This window comes from Peribacillus asahii (assembly GCF_003570725.1).
Lineage (GTDB): Bacteria > Bacillota > Bacilli > Bacillales > DSM-1321 > Peribacillus > Peribacillus asahii.
Genome location: NZ_QWVS01000055.1, coordinates 1 through 22,018 on the forward strand (window position 1 = coordinate 1; position 22,018 = coordinate 22,018).

Annotated in this window: 23 protein-coding genes; 21 read left to right on the forward strand and 2 right to left on the reverse strand. The window is 39.3% G+C overall.

What is annotated here, in order from left to right:
* From D1953_RS19120 to D1953_RS19170, 11 genes are all read left to right on the forward strand, one after another.
* The coding region (locus tag D1953_RS19120; RefSeq protein WP_281271581.1) for an acyl-CoA dehydrogenase family protein at positions 1–136 on the forward strand (136 nt) is incomplete at its 5' end.
* A 23-nt stretch (positions 137–159) separates the two neighbouring features.
* The gene (locus D1953_RS19125) at positions 160–1,419 is read left to right on the forward strand and encodes an MFS transporter (protein ID WP_119118746.1); all 1,260 of its coding nucleotides are present in this window, start codon (positions 160–162) and stop codon (positions 1,417–1,419) included.
* A gap of 18 nt (positions 1,420–1,437) precedes the next feature.
* Positions 1,438–3,054 (forward strand): long-chain-fatty-acid--CoA ligase, encoded by a 1,617-nt coding sequence (locus tag D1953_RS19130; RefSeq protein ID WP_119118747.1) that lies wholly within the window; start codon positions 1,438–1,440, stop codon positions 3,052–3,054.
* A gap of 2 nt (positions 3,055–3,056) precedes the next feature.
* A complete protein-coding gene (locus D1953_RS19135; protein ID WP_119118748.1) occupies positions 3,057–3,950 on the forward strand; it encodes a 3-hydroxyacyl-CoA dehydrogenase family protein in 894 nt (297 codons plus the stop codon).
* A gap of 18 nt (positions 3,951–3,968) precedes the next feature.
* A complete protein-coding gene (locus D1953_RS19140; RefSeq protein ID WP_119118749.1) occupies positions 3,969–4,784 on the forward strand; it encodes a 3-hydroxyacyl-CoA dehydrogenase family protein in 816 nt (271 codons plus the stop codon).
* Positions 4,781–5,929: an acyl-CoA dehydrogenase family protein gene (locus D1953_RS19145; RefSeq protein ID WP_119118750.1), complete on the forward strand. Its 1,149-nt coding sequence runs from the start codon at positions 4,781–4,783 to the stop codon at positions 5,927–5,929. Before D1953_RS19140 ends, D1953_RS19145 begins: the two co-directional genes overlap by 4 nt.
* 13 nt (positions 5,930–5,942) lie before the next feature.
* Positions 5,943–7,142: a thiolase family protein gene (locus tag D1953_RS19150; RefSeq protein ID WP_119118751.1), complete on the forward strand. Its 1,200-nt coding sequence runs from the start codon at positions 5,943–5,945 to the stop codon at positions 7,140–7,142.
* Between the two features lie 18 nt (positions 7,143–7,160).
* Positions 7,161–7,943: an enoyl-CoA hydratase/isomerase family protein gene (locus tag D1953_RS19155; protein ID WP_119118752.1), complete on the forward strand. Its 783-nt coding sequence runs from the start codon at positions 7,161–7,163 to the stop codon at positions 7,941–7,943.
* Positions 7,944–8,249: 306 nt separating this feature from the next.
* Positions 8,250–9,092 (forward strand): ABC transporter ATP-binding protein, encoded by an 843-nt coding sequence (locus D1953_RS19160; protein WP_119118753.1) that lies wholly within the window; start codon positions 8,250–8,252, stop codon positions 9,090–9,092.
* Positions 9,025–9,783 carry an ABC transporter permease gene (locus tag D1953_RS19165; RefSeq protein ID WP_119118754.1) on the forward strand — a complete coding sequence of 253 codons (759 nt, stop codon included), beginning with the start codon at positions 9,025–9,027 and terminating at the stop codon, positions 9,781–9,783. The genes D1953_RS19160 and D1953_RS19165 overlap by 68 nt, the downstream gene beginning before the upstream one ends.
* Positions 9,784–9,820: 37 nt before the next feature.
* Entirely contained in the window at positions 9,821–10,834 is a 1,014-nt protein-coding gene (locus D1953_RS19170) for an aliphatic sulfonate ABC transporter substrate-binding protein (protein WP_119118755.1), read from the forward strand.
* Positions 10,835–10,891: 57 nt separating this feature from the next.
* Here the strand turns inward: D1953_RS19170 and trhA are convergent, their stop codons facing one another.
* Positions 10,892–11,539, reverse strand: coding sequence for a PAQR family membrane homeostasis protein TrhA (gene trhA / locus D1953_RS19175; protein ID WP_119118756.1), 648 nt, complete (start codon positions 11,537–11,539; stop codon positions 10,892–10,894).
* A gap of 135 nt (positions 11,540–11,674) precedes the next feature.
* Here trhA and D1953_RS19180 point away from each other — a divergent pair, with 135 nt between their 5' ends.
* A complete protein-coding gene (locus D1953_RS19180; RefSeq protein WP_119118757.1) occupies positions 11,675–12,262 on the forward strand; it encodes a DUF1836 domain-containing protein in 588 nt (195 codons plus the stop codon).
* Between the two features lie 79 nt (positions 12,263–12,341).
* Complete coding sequence (locus D1953_RS19185) at positions 12,342–13,007, forward strand: phosphatase PAP2 family protein (RefSeq protein ID WP_245980269.1); 666 nt, start codon at positions 12,342–12,344, stop codon at positions 13,005–13,007.
* 82 nt (positions 13,008–13,089) lie between these two features.
* Here the strand turns inward: D1953_RS19185 and D1953_RS19190 are convergent, their stop codons facing one another.
* Positions 13,090–14,241: an amidohydrolase gene (locus D1953_RS19190; protein WP_281271580.1), complete on the reverse strand. Its 1,152-nt coding sequence runs from the start codon at positions 14,239–14,241 to the stop codon at positions 13,090–13,092.
* Positions 14,242–14,476: 235 nt separating this feature from the next.
* Here D1953_RS19190 and D1953_RS19195 point away from each other — a divergent pair, with 235 nt between their 5' ends.
* The 8 genes from D1953_RS19195 (at position 14,477) to D1953_RS19230 (ending at position 21,990) form a co-directional block, all read left to right on the forward strand.
* Positions 14,477–16,024: a spore germination protein gene (locus D1953_RS19195; protein WP_119118758.1), complete on the forward strand. Its 1,548-nt coding sequence runs from the start codon at positions 14,477–14,479 to the stop codon at positions 16,022–16,024.
* Position 16,025: 1 nt separating this feature from the next.
* The gene (locus tag D1953_RS22030; RefSeq protein ID WP_119118759.1) at positions 16,026–16,766 is read left to right on the forward strand and encodes a GerAB/ArcD/ProY family transporter; all 741 of its coding nucleotides are present in this window, start codon (positions 16,026–16,028) and stop codon (positions 16,764–16,766) included.
* Positions 16,708–17,139 (forward strand): GerAB/ArcD/ProY family transporter, encoded by a 432-nt coding sequence (locus D1953_RS22035; RefSeq protein WP_281271582.1) that lies wholly within the window; start codon positions 16,708–16,710, stop codon positions 17,137–17,139. Before D1953_RS22030 ends, D1953_RS22035 begins: the two co-directional genes overlap by 59 nt.
* A gap of 5 nt (positions 17,140–17,144) precedes the next feature.
* Positions 17,145–18,290 carry a Ger(x)C family spore germination protein gene (locus tag D1953_RS19210; RefSeq protein WP_245980271.1) on the forward strand — a complete coding sequence of 382 codons (1,146 nt, stop codon included), beginning with the start codon at positions 17,145–17,147 and terminating at the stop codon, positions 18,288–18,290.
* 6 nt (positions 18,291–18,296) lie between these two features.
* Positions 18,297–18,521: a hypothetical protein gene (locus D1953_RS19215; protein WP_119118762.1), complete on the forward strand. Its 225-nt coding sequence runs from the start codon at positions 18,297–18,299 to the stop codon at positions 18,519–18,521.
* A 192-nt stretch (positions 18,522–18,713) separates the two neighbouring features.
* Positions 18,714–19,136, forward strand: a complete 423-nt coding sequence (locus D1953_RS19220) for a hotdog family protein (protein ID WP_119118763.1) — start codon at positions 18,714–18,716, stop codon at positions 19,134–19,136.
* Between the two features lie 12 nt (positions 19,137–19,148).
* Positions 19,149–20,462: a sigma-54 interaction domain-containing protein gene (locus tag D1953_RS19225; RefSeq protein WP_119118764.1), complete on the forward strand. Its 1,314-nt coding sequence runs from the start codon at positions 19,149–19,151 to the stop codon at positions 20,460–20,462.
* Between the two features lie 373 nt (positions 20,463–20,835).
* Positions 20,836–21,990, forward strand: a complete 1,155-nt coding sequence (locus D1953_RS19230; protein WP_182480686.1) for an acyl-CoA dehydrogenase family protein — start codon at positions 20,836–20,838, stop codon at positions 21,988–21,990.
* Positions 21,991–22,018 lie beyond the last annotated feature (28 nt).

The window sequence follows — 22,018 nt, forward strand, 5'->3', positions numbered from 1 at the left end:
TCATGGTGGTATGGGGTATGTATCCGATTATCCAGTAGAGCGTTTTTATCGTGATGCCCGCATTACTCAAATTTATGAAGGAACAAATGAAATCCAAAGATTGATTATTTCTAGAAACGTGCTTGACGAAAATTAATCTCTAGAGAGTGAGGCGAAGGTATGCGTTGGATAGTTCTCGTTTTATTGTTTTTTGGTATGATGATTAACTTCGCAGATAAATCGATCATTGGATTGGCAGCGGTTCCAATTATGGAAGATTTCAAACTATCCTACGCAGAGTGGGGACTTGTTGGAAGCGCTTATTATTGGTTATATCCTGTTACTGGAATTTTCGGTGCAGCATGGGCGGATAAAGTAGGAGCCAAAAAAGTATTAGGGTTTCTAATGCTAACATGGGCTGTCCTTCAGTTCGGAGTAATCGCCATTACAGCCCTTCCATTATTAATCGTGTATCGCCTCTTATTAGGTGCTTTTGAAGGACCGTTCAGTCCTGTCGCTTATAGTCATGCAGATAAATGGTTTCCTCCAAAGCAACGTGGATTCGCGAACTCTGTTGTTGTATCTGGCGCGACAGTTGGCGCGATGATTGTTGCCCCTCTTCTTGTAGCGATGATTACAGCGTGGGGCTGGAAATATGCTTTCGCTGCACTAGGTCTTGCAAGTCTTGTTTGGGCTGTAGCCTTCAAATTCTTAACGAAAGAATCACCAGTGGAAGCGTATGAAAAAGCTAAGAAGAAGGCTGCCCCTGAAAAATTTAAATTAAAAGATCTTAAGTATATCCTTACATCACGCGTCGCTTTATTTACGACACTTGCTTATTTTTCCACGTATTTCATCGTTGTCTGGTTGGCGACATGGTTGCCACTTTATCTTGTTGAAGTAACAGGAATGAGTAATGGACAAATGGGCTTTGCAGTAGCGGCTGTCGGGATTGCGTCTGTTGTACTTTATATGGGAGTGTCTGTGTTATCCGACGCTGTATTTAAGAAGACTCAAGACTGGAAAATTTCACGTGTATATGTAACTGGTGGTGCGATGCTTATTGGTTCATTGAGCATGTTATCTATTCTAGTGTTTCATAATCCGATTTGGGTCATTACCGCGATGTGTTTAGCGAAAGGGCTTACGTATGCGATTCTGCCGATTGGTCCAACGATTATGATTAATGAAATGCCGGAACGCCGTGGGCTTATGACAAGTATTCTAACTTCTTCTGGTAACTTGGCTGGTATCGTTGCCCCTATTTTAACAGGGTTCATTGTGAATTTAGCAGCTACAAAAATATTTGGATATAACCTGTCCATTGCCTTTATGGCTGTGCTTGTTCTTATTTTCTCCGCGTTGTTTATGATTTTTGTCAGACCTACTGAGCAAGTTCAATCAGACGAATCAGAATTATCGGAACAGGTTGGATCATAAAAGGAAGGTGAAGTAATCTTGGAAACGGAACAAGTAAAGCCGTGGAACAAATATTATGAAGAAATAAAAGATACGTTTCATATTCCGAAGATTTCATTGTATGCCATGTTCGAGACTTCGGTTCAGCGATTTGGAGAACAGCCGGCCATTATTTTTGAGAATCGAGAAATTACGTATAACGAACTTAAACGAAGAGTGGATTGTTTAGCTCAGGCATGGATAAATAAGGGCGTTCGGCAGGGAGAGCGAATCGGCGTTATGGTCGCCAATCATCCAGATTATATCGTTTCTTATTATGCTGCTCAGGCAATCGGTGCGATTGTTGTTCAAATCAACCCTGCTTATACACCAAGAGAATTGCTGCAAATTGTCCAAGATTCTCATATTGCTTATATCGTGGTAGATGCTCGTTCTGTCGCAACAGTTGATACGATTCGTGAAGTCTTTTCTTTTAAGCAGGTAACGTTATCGACAACCGTAAGTGCTCATGAAGTTGAATGGGGAGACTCGATGAAGGAATTAATCGAGTCAGCTTCCCCGCTTCAACACGCTGCACCGATTAATCCTGTAGAAGATGTTGCGATTATTCAGTATACAGGGGGAACGACAGGGAAAGTGAAGGGTGCGATGTTAACGCACTATAACTTAGTTGCAAATGTTTATCAAAGCTTTGTGCTATATCGTCAACGAGTGGAATTTGGCCAAGAAACGGTTCTAACTGTAACTCCTCTCTATCATGTGTATGCGATGACAGCTGCTATGAATCTAGGGATTTATTTAGGTGCCCGGTTATTAGTCATCGAGAAGTTTAATGTAGATCACGTTCTTCAACAAGTAAAAAAACATCGACCAACGATGTTTCCAGGTGTTCCTAAAATGTATATTTCATTCGTCAATCATCCAAACGCATCTACTTCGGGGTTAGAGTCGTTAAAAGTTTGTTCTTCAGGATCGGCTCCTTTGCCTGTAGAAATTATTCATAGGTTTAAAGAGCTGACAGGTGCCTCTATTTTGGAAGGGTTCGGTATGTCAGAAACATCACCGACTACACACCGTACACCAATTAATGGAGAACACAAGGTTGGGAGTATCGGTATTCCTGTCCCTGAAACAGATTGTAAGATTGTGGATGAAGATAACAAAGAGCTTGGTACCAATATGGTAGGCGAACTTTTGATTAAAGGACCTCAAGTGACGAAGGGATATTGGAATAATGTGTCTGAAAGTGCCCAAGCGTTGCAAAATGGCTGGTTGCACACAGGGGACCTCGCTACGATGGATGAGGAAGGTTACTTCTATATTGTTGGAAGAAAGAAGGAAATGATTATTTTAGGCGGATTTAATATTTATCCTCAGGAAGTAGAAGGAGTCCTATATGAACATCCAGATATTCAGGAAGCGGCCGTTGTTGGAATACCTGATCGAGAAAATGGCGAAATGGTGAAAGCTTATGTTGTGCCGAAAAATGGTTGTACACTCGATCTTGATGAAATTCGAGGGTATTGCTATACAAAATTAACGCCATACAAAGTTCCGAAAGTCATTGAAGTAAGAGATCAATTACCGCGAAATGGTGTAGGGAAATTACTAAAGCGTCTATTAATCAAAGAAGAATTAGAAAAAGGAGGAGAATAATAGTGGGAAATCAAGAGATTAAACGAGTAGGAGTAGTCGGAGCTGGAGCGATGGGGTCACAAATTGCGATGGTTACCGCCCTTGGTGGATATCCAGTTATTTTACAAGATATTGCAACGGAAAGTTTACAAAAGGCCGAAGCTTTTCTAAGAGAACAAATGGAAAGACGTGTGAAAAAAGGGAAGTTTACCGAAGAACAGGTTGAAAGCGCATTCGCTAGGCTTACGTTTACAACGGAACTAACAGACTTACAAAATAGTGATTTAGTCATTGAAGCAATTGTCGAAAAGTTAGAAGCGAAACAAGCATTGTTCCAACAGTTGGATCGCATCGTGCCAGAGCATGCGATTTTGGCAACGAACAGTTCGACTATCGTAAGCTCTAAGCTAGCTGATTCGGTTCGTCGTCCTGAAAAAGTATGTAACATTCATTTCTTTAATCCTGTGCTCGTTATGGATTTAGTTGAGGTCGTAAAAGGACCGCATACATCTGATCAAACAGCGGAAAAGAGCGTCGATTTTATTAAATCGATTGGTAAGATACCAGTGTTATTAAAGAAAGAGATTTCCGGCTTTATTGCGAATCGTATTCTTGGGAAGTTAATGGATGAAGCGGTTTTCCTATATGAAAACGGCTATGCCTCACATGAGGAAATCGATCTTGTTGTGACGAAGGCGCTAAATCATCCGATTGGACCGTTTGCTCTTATGGATTTAACGGGCATTGATGTGAATTACTTTGTACGTATGCAACGCTACTCAGAAAGTGGTGATGAGAAAGACCGACCAGCAGCGGTGGTAGCGGCGAAAGTAGAAAAAGGGGAGTTAGGCAAGAAAACGGGTAAAGGTTTCTATGAATACGATGAGAACGGGAAACGAATTGAACAAAGAGTCTAAGTGATTGGGGAGAGAGAAATGAAGAACATTACAGTAATTGGTGCAGGCACGATGGGAAGAGGAATTGCTCTTGCTTGTGTACAGGCAGGATATGATGTTGTCGTACAAGATGTAAGTGAAGAATCTTTACAGCGATGTGAAACGTATATTCGCAAATTTACAGATTCTGTGTCCATTCAGTTTGAAACAGATTTACAACAAGCGGTAAAATCTGCTGATTTAGTGATTGAAGCTGTACTAGAACTGATGGATCTAAAAGTGGAGATTTTCAAAGCACTTGATACATTTGCTCCTCCACACGCTATACTCGCTACGAATACATCAACAATGAGTCCTACAGAAATTGCTTCACAAACATCTAGGCCGGGTCAATGTATCGCTCTTCATTTCTTTAACCCTGTTCATAAGATGAAACTGATTGAAGTTATTTGTGGACTTGAAACAAGTGAAGAGACAATCCAAACGAGTATGGAGTTTGGGCAAAGCCTAGGTAAAGAGTGTGTAAAAATTAATGAATTTCCTGGTTTTGCTGCCGGTCGAATGAATTGCTTAATTGGAAATGAAGCGATGAATATGGTCATGGAAGGTGTAGGGTCGATTGAAGATATCGACAAAGCGATGAAGCTAGGCTTGAATCATCCGATGGGCCCGCTTGAATTGGCTGATTTAGTCGGTCTCGATACACGGTTACGTAATATGGAATATTTATATGCAACATTAGGGGAGAAATATCGTCCTTGTCCGATTCTCAAGAAATATGTGAAAGCAGGCTGGCTCGGCAAAAAAACTGGTCGAGGATTTTATACATACGATGAGGAGGGCAATAAATTATGAATTCAACAATCAGTGAAGATATTCAATTATTAAAAAAGAACGTTCGCGATTTTATTCAAACGGAAGTAGAAGCGGTTGCGATGCAGATTGAAGAAGAAAACCGTATTCCTGAGAGAATTGTTCAACTATCTAGAGAGATGGGATTGTTTGGACTAAGTATCCCGGAAGAGTATGGCGGGCTGGGACTCGGTATGGTCGGGAAATGTGCGCTGTATGAAGAAATCGGTGCTACACATAACGGCTATACGACCTTGATTGGTGCACATACAGGAATTGGAACGGTTGGAATTGTAGAGATGGGCAATGAAGCGCAAAAGAGAAAGTATTTGCCTGATATGGCTGCGGGAAATCGGATTGGTGCCTTTGCTCTGACAGAGCCGCAAGCAGGATCGAATGCGACGAATTTGAAAACAACGGCCGTTAGAAAAGGCGATAAATATATTTTAAACGGCTTGAAACATTATATTACAAATGCGCCAGAAGCCGATATATTCACAGTGATGGCTGTAACGGATCCTTCAAAAGGTGCGAAAGGAATTACTTCTTTCATTATTGAAAAAGACTTTCCAGGTTTTCATGTAGGAGCTGTCGAGAAAAAAATGGGTCTGCGTGGTTCCCATTCTGCAGAAATCATTATGGAAGATTGTGAAGTACCTGTTGAAAATGTGTTAAGTGAAGAAGGACAAGGGTATGTTAATGCACTCAAAATTTTAGCTAATGGCCGTGCAGGTTTAGCCGCTCGAAATTTAGGTTCCGCTCAGAAGCTGCTTGATTTATCGATGATGTATGCAAAAGAGCGTGTTCAGTTTAATGTGCCAATTATTGAGCATCAAGCTGTTGCTCATATGTTATCCGAAATGGCCGTTGACATTGAGGCGCTAAGATCTTTTACATATCGCGTCGCTCAGATGGTCGATGAGGGGAAGAAGGTTATTAAAGAAGCAGCAATGTTAAAGCTATTTGGTTCAGAAGTCTACAATCGTGTTGCTGATAAAGCCGTACAAATACATGGCGGAATTGGTTATATTGCGGACTATCCAATTGAACGTTTTTATCGTGATGCCCGTATTACGCGTATTTATGAAGGAACTTCAGAAATTCAAAAAAATATTATTATCGGTCAATTAAATAAAGAATATAACTAAGGGGGAAGAAAAAATGAAAAAGAATCGAATTGTTATTGTTGATGGAGTACGTACACCAATTGGACGTTATGGCGGAGTATTAAAAGATGTAAAATCAGGATTCTTAGCTTCAAGAGTAATTGAAAGTGTACTAGAAAAAGCGAATGTGTCTCCAACAATTGTGGATGAAGTAATCTTAGGAGAAGTTCGTCAAACGTCAGAAGCTTCTAATGTTGCTCGTGTGGCTGCACTGCGAGCAGGTATTCCTTCAAGTACACCAGCTTTCACTGTTAACCGTCTTTGTGCATCTGGTATGCAAGCTATTGCTTCAGGTGTTCAACAAATTCAATCAGGTCAAGCGAAAGTTGTCATTGCAGGCGGGACAGAAAGCATGAGTAATGCACCGATTTTCATTCGTGGTTCACGCTTTGGCGGCGATCAGACTCAGTTGGTCGATTCAAATAAGGAAAATGGACAACAGCCTCAAGAGACGTACGGTTATCAATTAGGTATGGGGATAACAGCAGAAAATGTTGCTGAGAAATATAACGTTTCACGAGAAGACCAAGATAAGTTTGCTTATGAAAGCCAACAACGTGCAGATCGAGCAATTAAACAAGATGTATTTCGTGAGGAAATTGCTCCAGTAACTGTCCAAGTAAAACGCTCAACGATTGTTGTGGACACAGATGAACATCCACGTCCGGAAACGACATTGGAGAAGTTAGGAACATTGAAACCTGCTTTCAAACCAGACGGTTCGGTTACAGCAGGAAATGCATGCGGCCGTAACGACGGGGCAGCTGCGGTTTTACTTATGTCAGAGGAAGAAGCAGCCGCTCAAAATCTTCAACCATATGCAGCTATTGTGGATTGGGCAGCGGTTGGTGTACCACCAGAAATTATGGGAATTGGGCCTGTACCAGCTGTTCAAAAGCTGTTAGAGCGCACGGAATTATCAATTGAAGATATTGATTTATTTGAAATCAATGAAGCGTTTGCTTCACAAGCGTTAGCTGTTCAGAGAGAGCTAGGAATTGACCCTGAGAAATGCAATGTAAATGGTGGAGCAATCGCATTAGGACATCCACTAGGTGCAACAGGTGCACGTATTGTCGTGACATTAATGCATGAATTAAAACGAAGAGGCGGACGTTATGGAGTTGCAGCTCTTTGTATAGGCGGCGGACAAGGAATGGCAATTCTTATTGAAAACCTACAAACTAATTCATAAGGATAAGGGGGACTCGGAGTGACAATTTATGAAACGATTTTAGTTGAACGAGAGGGAAATCTAGCTTATATCATTATTAATCTACCAGAAGTAAGAAATCGGTTAAGTAAGGAAACGTTAGCGGAGATTGTAGAAGCACTAGAAGAACTAAAAAACGATCGCGAAGTCGGTTGTGTCGTGTTCCGTGGACAAGGAGACAAAGCTTTTGCAGCCGGTGCTGATATTAATCAGTTGAATGCGCGTCAAGCATTGGATATGTTACAAGCCGGAGGAATGCAAGAAGTCTATGATTATATTGAATCGTATGAAAAACCGACGATTGCGATGATTAATGGGGTTGCGCTAGGCGGCGGCTGTGAATTAGCGATGGCTTGTGATATTCGCCTCATTGCAGATCATGCGAAAATGGGATTGCCAGAATTAAATTTATCGATTATTCCAAGTGCTGGTGGAACCCAACGACTTACACGACTAGTTGGGAAAGGAAAAGCAATCGAAATGATTTTACTAGGCAAATTTATTTCAGCGGAAGAAGCGAAACAGATTGGCTTAGTGTCTGAAGTCGTTCCACTTGCTGATTTAAAGGATAAAGTAGAAGAAACAGCGAAACAAATTTTAGCGAAAGGTCCTCTTGCGGTGAAGCTTGCGAAGGTTGCGATTCACTTAGGCTCAGATGTTGATATGAAAACAGGACTCATGATCGAGCGCCTTGCTCAAGCGGTTCTCTTCTCTACAGAAGATAAGTCAGAAGGAACAGCAGCCTTTATTGAAAAAAGAAAGCCTGTATTTCTATCGAAGTAATGAAATAAAAAGACCATTCCATTATAATAGGGAATGGTCTTTTTATTGTTTGATAAATCATAAAATTCTTGAGTTTCTGTTGGGGATTTTGATACCGATTGAAAATATTGTTATTTTAATACAGTAAATTCCACTAAATAATAGTAGAATATTTGACTAAAACTATTGAATATAGAAAGGTTTTAAAGAAGTAGGTAAAGAATATAAAATTATTTCTTAACAATATTGACGAAATTCATAGGATTAATTATGATTTAGAAACAACATTGAAATTAGACAACTTAGATTTGAAGCGAGGTGTGTTGCATGTATTTAACGATTAATGGAATTGAAAAAAGCTTTGTTAATGAGAAGAAAGAACGAGTAAAAGTACTCGATAATATTAATATTGAAGCTGAAAAAGGAAGCTTTGTTTCGATTGTTGGACCATCGGGCTGTGGGAAATCAACGCTGCTCTATTTAATTGCAGGACTTGATCGGCCAGATGCTGGAGATATACGAGTGGCAGGCCAAAAGGTGAAGAAGCCTGGGCCAGAGCGAGTTGTTGTCTTCCAAGAGGCGGGATTGTTCCCATGGCTAACTGTATTAGAGAATGTTACATATGGTTTGAAGCTGAAGAAAATGTCGAAAGCAGAAGCTGAGGCAAAAGCGTTAGAAGTGTTAAAGATGGTTCACCTTAGCCGTTATGTAGATTCGTATCCTCATCAGTTATCAGGAGGTATGAAGCAAAGGGTTGCTATCGCAAGAGCGTTGGTAATGGAACCGGATATTTTATTAATGGATGAGCCGTTCTCAGCACTAGATGAACAGACACGAATGGTGTTACATAAAGAGCTTATAGAAATTTGGAGAAAAACAAAAGTCACGATTTTCTTTATTACTCATAATATTCGAGAAGCTGTTCAACTTTCAGAAAAGGTTGTTGTCTTTGCTACTCGTCCAGGGAAAATCAAAGACATTATTTCGGTCCCATCGATGAAAGACGGAGTTATGCCCGATAGTGTTACATTACATACGGAGCAGAAAGTTTTGAGTATTTTACAGGAGGAAATTGAAAAAGTATTGAAGGAGGAAATGGGAGATGACTACAGCTTTAAGACGGGTCCTGTTCATCGCAATGATAGCGGTGATATGGGAAGTCACATCTAGACTTTCAAGCCTTCCTGATTTTATGTTTCCAGGCCTTCTTCAGGTATTAGATACATTGGTTAACGGTATAATAAGTGGACAAATTACGGAAGCTATTTTAAAAAGTATAGGCCGGATTTTACTTGGGTTTACGATAGCTATTGTTATCGGGCTTATTCTAGGCTATTTTATTTGGCGCTACAAGCTTGTGGAAGATACGCTCGGCTTTGTTGTGACAGCTCTGCAGTCCATTCCAAGTATTGTTTGGTTTCCGCTTGCGATTATTTGGTTTGGATTAAATGATTTTTCCATTCTTTTTATCGTAACGATTGGGGCTACTTGGACGATGACAGTCAATGCTACGAGCGGCTTCAAAAATGTTCCTCAGCTATATCAACGGGTTGCTAAAACATATGGATCAAGCGGTTTTCACTTTTTACGTACGGTCATTTTACCGGCTTCCGTGCCGCAAATCATTTCTGGTTTACGTATTGCTTGGGCGTTTTCTTGGCGCGCCTTAATGGCAGGAGAGCTGCTTGGCGGAGGCGGCGGCCTTGGTCAACTATTAGAAATGGGCCGATCACTTGGTCAAATGGATTTAGTTATTTCGGTTATGATTATTATTGCTATTATCGGAACGATTGTAGACAATGTTGTATTTTCTCGCTTAGAACGCAACGTTCAATTAAAGTGGGGAGTTAGTTCACGCTAGTTTGTAGAAATTACTCATTTAAAAAGGAGAACAGAAGATGAAAAAGTTATTGTTTACACTCATTGCTTCTATACTATTTATTGGTATATTAAGCGGTTGTGCACAATCTGATCAAAAAGAAGAAAAAGCAGAAACTGGTTCTGATGAAAAAACAGTTAAAATTGGTTACTTCCCGAACTTAACGCATATCGCGACAATTGTAGCGCTTGAAAAAGGCTATTTTGAAGAAGCATTCGGTAAAGATGTGAAAATTGAAACAAAAACAGTTAGCAATGGTGGATTATTTATGGAAGCGATGGCTACAAAAGCAATCGATGTTGGTACAGTTGGTCCTGGACCGCTGCTTAACTTCTATGTGAAAAATCCAAATTATCATTTGATTTCTGGAGCAGTTAATGGCGGGGCTGTACTTGTTACAAGTGAAGCGAGCAATATTAAAGATCTAAAGGATTTAGACGGTAAAAAAGTAGCTATTCCGGTTATTGGTAGTACACAAGATATCATGCTTAGAAAAGCGCTTCAAGAGGTGGATTTAAAACCAACAACAAATGGTGGTTCAGTAGAATTATTTGCGTCAGCTCCTGCAGATACGGTTTCTCTTTTCGTTCAAAAATCAGTGGATGCGGCAGCTACTCAGGAACCATGGGGCTATGTGTTAGAAAATCAAGCAGATGGTAAGTTACTTTTAGATTGGGATAAATTCGCTTGGGGCAAAGATTCTACGAATACAGTAGTGGCTGCTAGTAAGGAGTTTTTAGAGAAAGACGGTCTGGCTGCTTCTTATTTAAAAGCCCATAAAAAAGCGGTAGAATTTATTCAAAACAACCCTGAAGAAAGCCAAGAAATCGTTATGAAGCATTTGAAAGATTTAACAGGTAAAGAGTTGAAGAAAGATGAAGTAGAGGCGGCGTTCTCCCGCTTACAAGTAACAACAGATGTAAATGAAAAAGTAATTCAAGAAATGGCTGATATTAGTAAAGAAGCCAACTATATTCCAAGCAACGATATTAAAGGCTTGATTGATCTTTCCGTTCTTGAAGGAATTAAATAATAAAAAGTGAACTCCGATACGATTATGTATCGGAGTTTTTTGACGATGTGCGAGATGTTACAGTACAAAAAAGTAAACACTCATAAAGTGGGCTAAGCTTCCTAACAGAATAAAAATATGAAAAATCTCATGAAACCCCCAGCCCTTATAAGTAAGCCATTTGGGTTTAACTGCATAAATGAGGCCTCCTAATGTATAAATAACTCCACCAAGAATTAAGAGAAATACGCCTGTCATACTTAAAACATCGGATAAAGGAATAATAGCAACAATAATCATCCAACCCATGGCAATATATAAGGAAGTAGAGAGCCAGCGGGGACAATTAAACCAAATCATTTTAAAAGAAATTCCACATATCGCAATGAAAGAAATAATGAAAAATAACGCCCATCCTGTTACTCCGCGCAAACTGATTAAGCAAAATGGAATATATGTTCCAGTAATTAAAATGAAAATCATGGAATGATCTAGTTTTCTTAAAAAAGTAATCACTCTGTCTTTGGCAATAACCATGTGATACGCAGCGGATGCAGAATACAGAAGAATCATGCTTAAGCCAAATAGGATGACAGCGGTAATTGTCAGGGGAGATCCTCCTGTAGAGGATGCTTTGATGACTAGTGCCAGCAATCCAATAAAAGCTAAAATCGCTCCAGCTAAATGGGTAAATCCATTAATAGGTTCTCGAATATATTGGTTCATAATATCAACACGCCTTTATGTAGTTTTAATAACTACATAAAATCATATATGTATAACGATATATAGTCAAGGTTTACGAAGTGTTTTTAATGGGATAAAATAATAGCTATAAAAATGAATATGGGTGGTTTTTGGATGAAAAACATACAGGATATTTTAAATCAGCTAGAACTGGAAAGTCATATTTCTTTAAATGACATTCCAGAAATTGATTTATATATGGACCAAGTGATTCAGTTATTTGAGAATAAATTTAATGGGACGAAAAGAAATGAAGAAGAAAAAGTTCTGACAAAAACAATGGTTAACAACTATGCAAAAGGAAAATTATTTTTTCCAATTAAGAATAAAAAGTATTCTAAAGAGCATCTGATTTTAATCAGTCTTATTTATCAATTGAAAGGGGTTCTATCTATTAATGATATTAAAGAGCTGCTTGAAGGCTTAAATCGGAAGGTTGTGGAGGAAGAGTTCCGGTTAGATGACTTTTATAATAGTGTTCTGACTGTGAATACGAAAAATGTTGAGAATTTTTATGAAGAGATAAAGGAGCATATCAAGGATGTAAAAGAGGAAATGCAAGCGCTAGAAGATCGTGATCAGTCCTATCTGGAGCAAGTTTTATTGATCGCTTCACTTGTTCAGATGAGCAACGTATATCGAAGAACAGCAGAAAAATTAGTTGATGAAATTATTGGAGAAAAAGAAGGTAAGGACGAGTAGGGAATGATAAGATGATTAAAAATAATGAGTAAGGTTACATAGTTACCCTATTTCTTATGTTTTGAGGGGAGTGCTTGTTTTGAATGGTAAGTTTCAGTTATCGTGGATTATTATTTTAGGCATTGTATTCTTGATTGGGTTTAGTATGATGGCATTGTTATTTAGTCAAAATGAAGTTACGGCATTTGATCGTGCAATCATTGCCTTTGTTCAAGGGCTGGAATCGCCATCTTTAACAGCGGTTATGAAATTTTTTACGTTTATCGGATCATTCAAGGCAATTATTGTTATTTCTCTGTTCACGATGGCACTTTTATATGCAGTATTGAAGCATCGAATAGAGCTTATTTTATTTACTATCGTGCTTGTTGGTACGCCTATTTTAAATCGTCTCTTAAAAGAGTTTTTTCAACGAGCCCGCCCGGATTTACATAGGTTGATTGAAATTGGAGGGTACAGCTTTCCGAGCGGACATGCGATGAATGCGGCGTCTATGTATGGGATTCTTGCTTTTTTACTATGGCGTCATATTCCTACTAGATGGGGACGAAGCTTGTTGATTATCTTTAGCAGTGCCATGATTGTTACGATTGGAATAAGCCGAATCTATCTAGGTGTGCATTATCCTAGTGATATTATCGCTGGATACTTGGCGAGCGGCTGCTGGCTTGCGATTACAATCGCTGTTTTTCAAAGATACCAAGAAAAGAGGAGTTCTTTTAGAGTTGACCGGAATTCGGCATGAATTCGACACAGATTGGCGGGACTCCAACACAAACTATAAAAAAGGGGAAACCCATAAGACAGCAGCTTATGGGTTTCCTTTTTTATTTTAGATTCGATTTCTCCAATGCTCCAACCGCTAATTCATAGAAATACTGTGAAGCTGGGAAGAGTGCTGTATCATCTATTTTGAATTTTGGGTGGTGTAAGTCATATGGTCCGCCTGAGCCAATCATGACGAAGACACCAGGGATTTTTTCTTGATATAAAGCGAAGTCTTCGCCGATAGAGCTAGCTTCGAGGGTTTTCGTGGTATAGCCTGTTTTATCTCCAATTTCAAAGGCGAAATCGGCCCATTCCGGTGTATTATCAACGGATGGCGGTCCTGGATGCCAGAAGAATTCAATGTTTGCATCAAATGTGACACCAATACCATGTAACACTTGCTGCATACGCTTTTCAATAAATGCTCGTTCTGTTCTACTAAATGTACGAACGGTTCCTTCTAAATAAGCGGAATCTGGGATCACATTCCATGTATTTCCGCTATGTATTTGCGTAATACTGAGCACAGCTGCTTCTCGCGGTGCGACGTTTCGGCTAATAATCGTTTGAAGCGCCGAAATGATGTGACTCGTAATAATAATCGGGTCATTTCCTTCTTCCGGTTTTGCTGCATGTGCACCTGTTGCTGTTACCTTTATTTCAAAACGGTCCACAGCGGCTGTTAATACCCCATGTTTTGTCCCCAGCTCGCCTACTCGTAAAGTTGGGTCATTATGAAGTCCGAATATCGCATCGACATCATCCAATGCCCCTGTTTCTAAAATTGCTTTCGCACCATGAGATGTTTCTTCTGCTGGCTGGAAGATGAAGCGGATAGTTCCTGCTAACTTTTCTTCTACTTGCTTTAATAAAAAAGCGGCTCCTAATATAACAGACGTGTGAAAATCATGTCCACATGCGTGCATGATTCCTTTGTTTGTAGATGGGAACGCCACATCCGCCTGTTCTAAAATCGGGAGTGCGTCAATATCGGCACGAAGCGCAATAGTCGGACCAGGTGTGCTTCCTTTAATTTCCGCAATGACGCCTGTTTGCAACGGTAAATCAAGGATGGTAATGTTTTGAGACTTTAGTGCTTCTTTAATTTTTTGAGTTGTTTCGTATTCTTCATTTGATAACTCTGGATTCATATGAAGGTCACGTTTGAATTCTACTAAATATTTCTCTAATTCTGTATTGTTTATAGTCAACGATTTCCCCTCTCTTTCAATGAAAATATGTATAAGTCCATTTCTTCCTTAATGTACATATTATGGTAGGTACCTAGAATAAGTCAATGCACTTCTTATACATATTTCTTGAATTTCTATCTATTTCATAATTGGCCCTGCTTTTTACATAATCCCTTTCCATAATGGAGAAAATGACTTTGACATCATTTGGACGTCATAGGTTGTAATGTTTCGTTTGAAAGGGGGAGAAGGAATGTTTTTTCGGCGTTCTAAACAGAAAAAAGTAGATAAACATCAACAAATGGAGGAGGAAAGAAGTCCATTATCCTCCAATTTGGACAAAAATATAGAAAAGATCCGTTTACTATACGAGGATTGTTCGGATGTTGTTTTTCGTTCTTTTTTAATTGGCGGCAAAGTAAAAGCAGAATTAATCTACATTGATGGATTGTCGAACATGGAGGAAATTGATACAAGTGTCCTTTCCCCTTTGATGCAGAAGATGGTGGAGAAAAGAAGCAGCCCGTCTAACTGGATGGAAGAGAAACTATCGGTTGCTAAGATAACAGAAGTAAACACCGTGGAGGAATGTATTGAGAACACCTTAATGGGCAACCCCATTCTATTAGTTGAGCATGAAAGCAAAGGACTCGCTTTAGGGCTGGCTCGAGCGGAAAAACGTGCAGTTGAGGAACCAGCCTCCGAATCCGTTGTAAAAGGCTCACGTGAAGGTTTTGTTGAAACGATTAGTGTAAATATAGCATTAATCAGAAGAAGGATCAAAAGCCCGCAATTAAAAATGAAATCAATGAAGATTGGACGTAGAAGCCAAACGGAAGTGGCTGTCGTATATATGAAAGGGCTCGCGAATGAAACGTTAATTGAAGAAGTAAATAATCGATTGCAGCGAATTGATATTGATGGTGTATTAGAAAGCCAATATATCGAGGAATTAATAGAGGATCATCCATCTTCTCCCTTCCCTCAGATTTTAAGCACGGAGCGACCAGATTCATGTGCTGCTAGTTTATTAGAAGGGAAAGTCGTAATTCTTGTAGATGGTACTCCTTTTGCGATGATTACTCCTACAACATTTTTGGCCTTATTGCAAGCTAGTGAAGATTACTATCAACGTTTTGTGCTAAGTACAGCGATTAGATGGTTGCGTTATGTTTACCTCTTATTATCTTTGTTACTGCCATCTCTGTATGTAGCTGTGCTTAGTTTTCATCAGGAAATGATACCAACAAAGCTTATGATGAGCATAGCGACGTCGCGAGAAAATGTTCCTTTTCCTGCCATTGTGGAAGCGTTAATTATGGAAATTACATTCGAGGCACTACGAGAAGCAGGGGTAAGACTGCCGAAGCAAATTGGCTCAGCTGTTAGTATTGTCGGTGCTTTAGTTATCGGACAAGCGGCAATTCAGGCTGGCATTGTATCACCTCCGATGGTTATGGTCGTAGCTTTAACAGGGATTGCTTCTTTTACAATCCCCCGGTACAACTTAGGAGCTACCTTAAGGGTGTTGCGTTTTCCAATGATGTTCCTTGCTGGTACATTGGGCATTTTAGGCGTGATGTTAGGGATTTTAATAATTCTTACACATTTATGTACATTGCGTTCTTTTGGTGTTCCTTACCTTTCACCAATAGCCCCATGGAATAAAAGTGCTATGAAAGATGTCCTTATAAGAGCCCCTTGGTGGCAATTATCCGAGCGTCCTCGTTTAACGGGAGAGTTTAATCAATATCGCCAGGGTCCTAATCAAAAACCTGGTCCTAGAAAGGGAGGAGAGTAAAGTGCTGGAACACGGGAAAATATCGGCAGTACAAATGGGACTGATGATGTACTCTTCCATTGTTACAACAGCCATTCTTTATTTGCCAGCTGCTATCTATGACTATGCAGGAAGAGATTTGTGGTTGTCTCCTATCGTTTCTGCCATTCTAGGTTGTATTCCGGTATGTGTCGTATATGAATTACATCGCCTTTACCCAGGAGATAGTATTATCCAATATAGTTGTTCCATCGTTGGGAAGATTGGCGGAAAACTAATTGGAGCAATTATTTTGCTTCTTATCTTATTTATATCTAACCAAGCGCTTTGGCAGTATGGGGAGTTTGTCAGCGGCTATTTTCTTCCGCATACGCCGCAAGTCGTTTTACTCGGGACGATGGCCTTTGCTAGTGCTTTAGCTGTATATGGAGGGGTGGAAGTGATGGGGAGACTTTCAGATTTACTTACTCCTGTCTTGCTTTTTATGTTTTTGATAATCATTATCCTTCTTCTTCAGGATGTACAAGTAAAGTATATGTTTCCTATTTTAGGAAATGGTGTTCTTCCTGTTTTGAAAGGAGCTTATTTTTCTAACCTTTGGTTTTGTGAGCCCCTATTCATTACGTTCTTTCTTCCTTTTTTAAAAGAACCGCAAAAAGGTAGGAAATGGGGGGGTTATTTCCGTATTGTTATTGTTAGTAATAGTGGTCAGTACGAATTTAGTTTCCCTTTTAGTGTTGGGAAGTGCAACAGGAAGCGTTAGGACCCCATTAATGACTGCTGTTCAGTACATTAGTATAGCTGAATTTCTATCTCATCTTGAAGCGACTGTGATGGCCATTTGGATTGCGGGTGCCTTCATTAAAATGTATGTATTTTATTATATGTTGGCATTAGGCACGGCACAGTGGTTTAACCTTTCTAATTATCGTCCGCTTGTGTTTCCAATCGCTTTTCTATCGGTGGTCTTAGCCATCTGGCAAGTACCGGATACGTCGGCTTTCTCCGTGTATAGCCAAACAATAAACTCTGCAGTAGGACCTGTTTTATTTATAGTGCTCCCTCTCTTCCTTTTGCTGATTGCTTTCTTACGGAAAAACAAGAAGCAAGAAAAGCAGGTGGAACAGCAGCAATGAGAATGATGTTATATCTTATAGGATTGACCTGTACGTTTCTACTAACGGGATGTTGGGATCAAACCGAGATGAGTAATACAGCTTTAATCAAAGCTGCTGGCGTTGACCGAATAGATGATAACACAATTGAATTAACGGTTGAAATAGCAGTTCCACAAACGCAGAGTCAAAGTGGAGGCCAAGGTCAAAGCCAAGGAAGCGGTGGGGTAACACAAGTATTAATTCGATCTAGCAAGGGGAAGACGATTCCTGATGCTTTAGAGAAACTTCAGGAACAATTGCCGAGAAAAATCTTTTGGGGACATTCAGAAGTCATTGTTATAAATGAAAAGTTAGCGAAGGAAGGCATTCGTGACTCCATTGATTATTTTATACGCGATCCAAGGCCGCGTATTCGGTCGTACGTGTTTGTGGCGAAAGAGAGTGCTAAGGAAATCTTTTCTCTTAAAACGCCGTCATACAGTCCTTCTGAAATACTTTGGGATATAGCTGAATCACAGACTTTGATGCATGTGACTTTAGTTGATCTACTTCAAAGGCTTGTAATTGGCGATGTATTCCTTCCAATGGTGGAAAAATTACCACCAGCAAAAGGGAAGAAGTCAAATGAAACGTTTGCTTATATTTACGGCACCGCCATTTTTAAGAAAGATAAAATGATTGGTTCGATTGATGATGAATTGACAAGAGGTGTGAAATGGATCCAAAATGATGTGAAAGAATCTAATATTACATTCTTACCAGAAGGAGCAAAAGGATATATATCCATGAATCTCCAAGAGGCAGACGTAAAGCTTATCCCAAAAATAAAGGGAGATAAGTGGGAATTAACGATTAAGACTAGAACAAGAGCAGAAATTGTTTTAAATGAAACGAATATACAAGTTAAGTCGCCAAAAGAAATAAATTCTTTAGAAAAACAACTCGTTAAACAATGGGAAGGGCGTTTAAAGAGAGCGGTACAAAAAGTACAAAAAGAACAAAAGGCCGATATTTTAGGATTTGGAGAAGCTTTTGAACGGAAGTATCCGAAGAAATGGCGGAAAGTAAAAGATAAATGGGATGACATCTATCCACAAGTAGAGGTCAAATATGACATTGACACAACTATTTTGAGAATTGGTGCAGGAACGGCAACAGAAGCGAGGTGAAAAATATTGGAATGGCTATTTGCACTAGGGATTACATTTTTAGTAGCATGCATGATTTTGTACGAATGGCCAAAAATGAAGCAGAATCAGAAAAAGGAAAAAAAGATTTTCATTGTATTGGTTACTTTCGAATGGCTATTTTCTCTGACCCTTTTGTTCTATCCTGATTTGAAAAATCCATCTGATTTTTTGCTGCCAATGTTTAATAAGGTAGAGGAAATATTGAAATGAAAAATATAATTTATTTTGTCTATAGTAGTTGTTAATTTCTGTTTTTTATTATAGAAAAGCTTTCTTTACTAACGCATTCGCTAATGTAAAGAGAGCTTTTTTGTTCTTGTAGAAGTGTTTTCTTCCCATTTATGATATTAGAATATATACTAAATATTAGAAAAAATTACAACAATAGAAAGGAAGGGTTAGATGGTCTATACAATTGAGGAATTGTTTATCGGACAAATTGCCCGTTTGCAACGAACATTTTCTGAAGCTGACGTAAGAGCATGCAATGAATTAACGAAAGATTATAGTCCAGTATACAGACCGAGTGAAGAGAACTGGGAAAATTATTATCATCAACCCATTGTTCCTGGTTTGTTAACAGAAGGACTAATTAACCAAGTGATTAGTGATAAACTGCCTGGCAGTGCTTGTATTCTATTGCAAAAGGAATTGATTTTTTATCATCCTGTATTTGTTGGAGACGTGATTACGGCTGAATTAGAGATTATTGATATTAATATAGAACGGAATTGGGTCACTCAAAAGGTTACTTGTTACAATGAGGTTGGAAATGAAGTAATTAAGGGACAGGCCGTTATTTTTTTATTATCCAATAAGAATTAACAGGTGATAATCATGAAGAAAACACTTAATTTAATCGACCCGATTGATGAATGGGGTTCTATGAAAGTGGATACTAATGGTCGTTTGATTGACATTAGCGCAGAATTTTGTGAGAACTTTTCGATAAACAAACAGGATTGGATTGGAACATCAATTAATGACATCATTCAAGGTACATTTAATAGAAAGCGTACGAAAGTACTGTTTGGTGTTATTTTTGGATATTCTTGTCTAGTTAAGGTTTCTAAAGTCAATGAGCATCAGCTTTACCGGGTCATTGTTCGGCAAGATGATATTGACCATGTTGAAATGATTTCATTTATGAATTCTATGGATTCTTCTAAAATGAAGAAAAAATCCTCTTTTCAGAGTCGATATAGCTTTGAGGAGATTATGGGAGAAAGCCCCGCGATCGAGCGAATTAAAGAATTATCAGCTCGGATTGCGATAAGTAATTCAACCGTACTATTAACGGGAGAAAGCGGAACGGGAAAAGAATTATTTGCTCAAGCTATTCATGGATTAAGCTCGAGAAAAAATAACCCTTTCGTTGCGGTGAATTGTGCGGCGATTCCAGATGAACTGTTCGAATCAGAAGTGTTCGGATATGAAGCAGGAGCATTTAGCGGTGCCAAAAAGGAAGGAAAGCCTGGGAAAATAGAATTAGCTCATCACGGCACTCTCTTTTTGGATGAAATATCGGAGCTTCCTTATCAAGCGCAAGGAAAGTTATTGCGTGTATTGCAGGAAAGAGAAGTAGAACGATTAGGAGGAACAGCTAATAAAAATGTCGATATCCGAATTATTGCTGCGACGAATCGAGATTTGAAAACGCTTGTTCAAGAAGGGAAGTTTAGACAGGATTTATTTTATCGATTGTACATTTTTGAATTAAAAATCCCTTCTCTCCGTCAAAGGAAGGAAGACATTCTTCCGTTAGCTTATTATTTCATCAATTATTTTAATGAGATGCTAGGGCGTCAAGTGAAATTTATTGATGTCAAGCTTCAGGAATGGCTGTTAAATTATGAATGGCCAGGGAATGTACGAGAACTAAAAGCGTATATAGAACGGGGAATGAATATTGTTGAAGGCGATACAATCATGATGGAAGCTTTATATTTTTCACCTAGTGAATCGGCTCCTCAACGAGAAAGAGAATCAGCCCCTCTTCTTAGTTTAGAAGAAGCGGTAGCGAATGCAGAAATTGATGCGATTCAACGTGCCCTTCAAGAAGCGAAAGGCGACCGGACTGTCGCTGCCCAAAAGTTACATATACATGTCGCTAGCCTTTACCGAAAACTATCAAAATATAATTTGAAATAGTAGAATTTAGAATGTGGGGCTGTCTAAAAATGGACAGCCCGATTCTTTTTTGTTGGATTCTGTCTTTCATGAATACAATGAGGAACATTTCCCAGGTTGGATTCCTCGGTTTTGTCCTTTAACACACTAATAATCTGAGAAGAATAATTGTTCAACTAAATGCGAGGCCTTCCCAAAAGTCATTTTTCATGACTTTTGGGAAGGCCTCATTTTTATAGGCGAGCAAATGGAGGTGTTTTTGCAAATATGCTTCGCAAAATTGCGAAACTATCTCATTTTTGCGAATAGATGTGACGAGATATGTGCTTTTACTAGTAAATTCCAATTGGCACGGTACTTGCATAATTAATATAGGCAAAGGGAGGGATTATGAATGTTGAATTTTTCATTTACAGAAGAGCAGGAATATTTCCGCAAGATGCTGCAAGAATTTGCGAAGGAGGAGCTGCTTCCTCATTACACGAAATGGGACCGAGAAGGAGTTACTCCAAGGCATTTGTGGAAGAAGCTAGGGGAGTTAGGTGTAAATGGTCTTCGAATTCCTGTGGAGTATGGGGGGAGCGGTGCTGACTGCGTTACGACAGGAATTGCTGCTGAGGAAATTGGCAGAGGGGATTTCAATTTAACATATGCGGTCATGCTAAATGCACTGATTGGAGAAATTATTAATAATCATGCTCGCGAGGAGTTAAAACGAGAATGGCTTCCACAAATCGCTAGCGGTGAAAAGATTGTGGGGATTGCAATCACGGAGCCAGCTGCAGGAACCGATGCTGGTGGGATTAAAACAACGGCCGTACATAAAGGAAATGTATATGTCCTAAATGGAGAAAAGTCAGGAATTAGCGTAGCAACGTGTGGAGATGCGTTTATTATCTTCGCTAAAACAGATCCTGAGTTAGGCAATCGTGGGATTAGTGCTTTTATTGTACCGGCTAATTTACCTGGAGTGGAATGCAAAGGGTATGAGGATATGGGGAATATTCCAGTTGGCAGGGGCTCGATTTACTTAAACGATGTAGAGGTTCCAGAGGAATACTTAATTGGTCTTGAAAATAAAGGTTTTTCTCAAGTTATGAATGGATTTGATTTAAGTCGTTTATTAATAGGACTACAGTGTGTGGGAGCTGCCTCTCAAAGCATCGATGAGACGATTGAACATGTGAAAGCTAGACAATCCTTTGGTAAGCCGCTTGCAACTTACCAAGGCATTCAGTTTCCGCTTGTGACTCACTATACGCAATTAGAGCTTATCAAATGGCAGGCATATCGCGGACTTTGGCTTCGTGATCAAGGATTAAAGCATAGTAAAGAGTCATCTTCTGTTAAATGGCTAGGTCCGAAATATAGTGTAGAGGCTATTCATGAATGTTTATTATTTAACGGCCACTATGCTTATACGAAGGAAATGCCGCATGAGCAGCGCTTGCGCGATGTAATTGGATTAGAGATTGGAGACGGAACAGCTCAAGCGAATATGATGGTTATCGCCAAAGATATTATTGGGAAAGAGTTCCGTTCTTATTAAACTAGAGAGCTGTATTGTATAAAAATAT

Coding starts and splice junctions, on each gene's coding strand:
- D1953_RS19125 (WP_119118746.1), top strand. CDS start 160: ATGCGTTGGATAGTTCTCGTTTTATTGTTTTTTGGTATGATGATTAAC.
- D1953_RS19140 (WP_119118749.1), top strand. CDS start 3,969: ATGAAGAACATTACAGTAATTGGTGCAGGCACGATGGGAAGAGGAATT.
- D1953_RS19145 (WP_119118750.1), top strand. CDS start 4,781: ATGAATTCAACAATCAGTGAAGATATTCAATTATTAAAAAAGAACGTT.
- D1953_RS19150 (WP_119118751.1), top strand. CDS start 5,943: ATGAAAAAGAATCGAATTGTTATTGTTGATGGAGTACGTACACCAATT.
- D1953_RS19160 (WP_119118753.1), top strand. CDS start 8,250: ATGTATTTAACGATTAATGGAATTGAAAAAAGCTTTGTTAATGAGAAG.
- D1953_RS19165 (WP_119118754.1), top strand. CDS start 9,025: ATGACTACAGCTTTAAGACGGGTCCTGTTCATCGCAATGATAGCGGTG.
- D1953_RS19170 (WP_119118755.1), top strand. CDS start 9,821: ATGAAAAAGTTATTGTTTACACTCATTGCTTCTATACTATTTATTGGT.
- trhA (WP_119118756.1), bottom strand. CDS start 11,539: ATGAACCAATATATTCGAGAACCTATTAATGGATTTACCCATTTAGCT.
- D1953_RS19180 (WP_119118757.1), top strand. CDS start 11,675: ATGAAAAACATACAGGATATTTTAAATCAGCTAGAACTGGAAAGTCAT.
- D1953_RS19195 (WP_119118758.1), top strand. CDS start 14,477: ATGTTTTTTCGGCGTTCTAAACAGAAAAAAGTAGATAAACATCAACAA.
- D1953_RS19210 (WP_245980271.1), top strand. CDS start 17,145: ATGTTATATCTTATAGGATTGACCTGTACGTTTCTACTAACGGGATGT.
- D1953_RS19220 (WP_119118763.1), top strand. CDS start 18,714: ATGGTCTATACAATTGAGGAATTGTTTATCGGACAAATTGCCCGTTTG.
- D1953_RS19225 (WP_119118764.1), top strand. CDS start 19,149: ATGAAGAAAACACTTAATTTAATCGACCCGATTGATGAATGGGGTTCT.
- D1953_RS19230 (WP_182480686.1), top strand. CDS start 20,836: ATGTTGAATTTTTCATTTACAGAAGAGCAGGAATATTTCCGCAAGATG.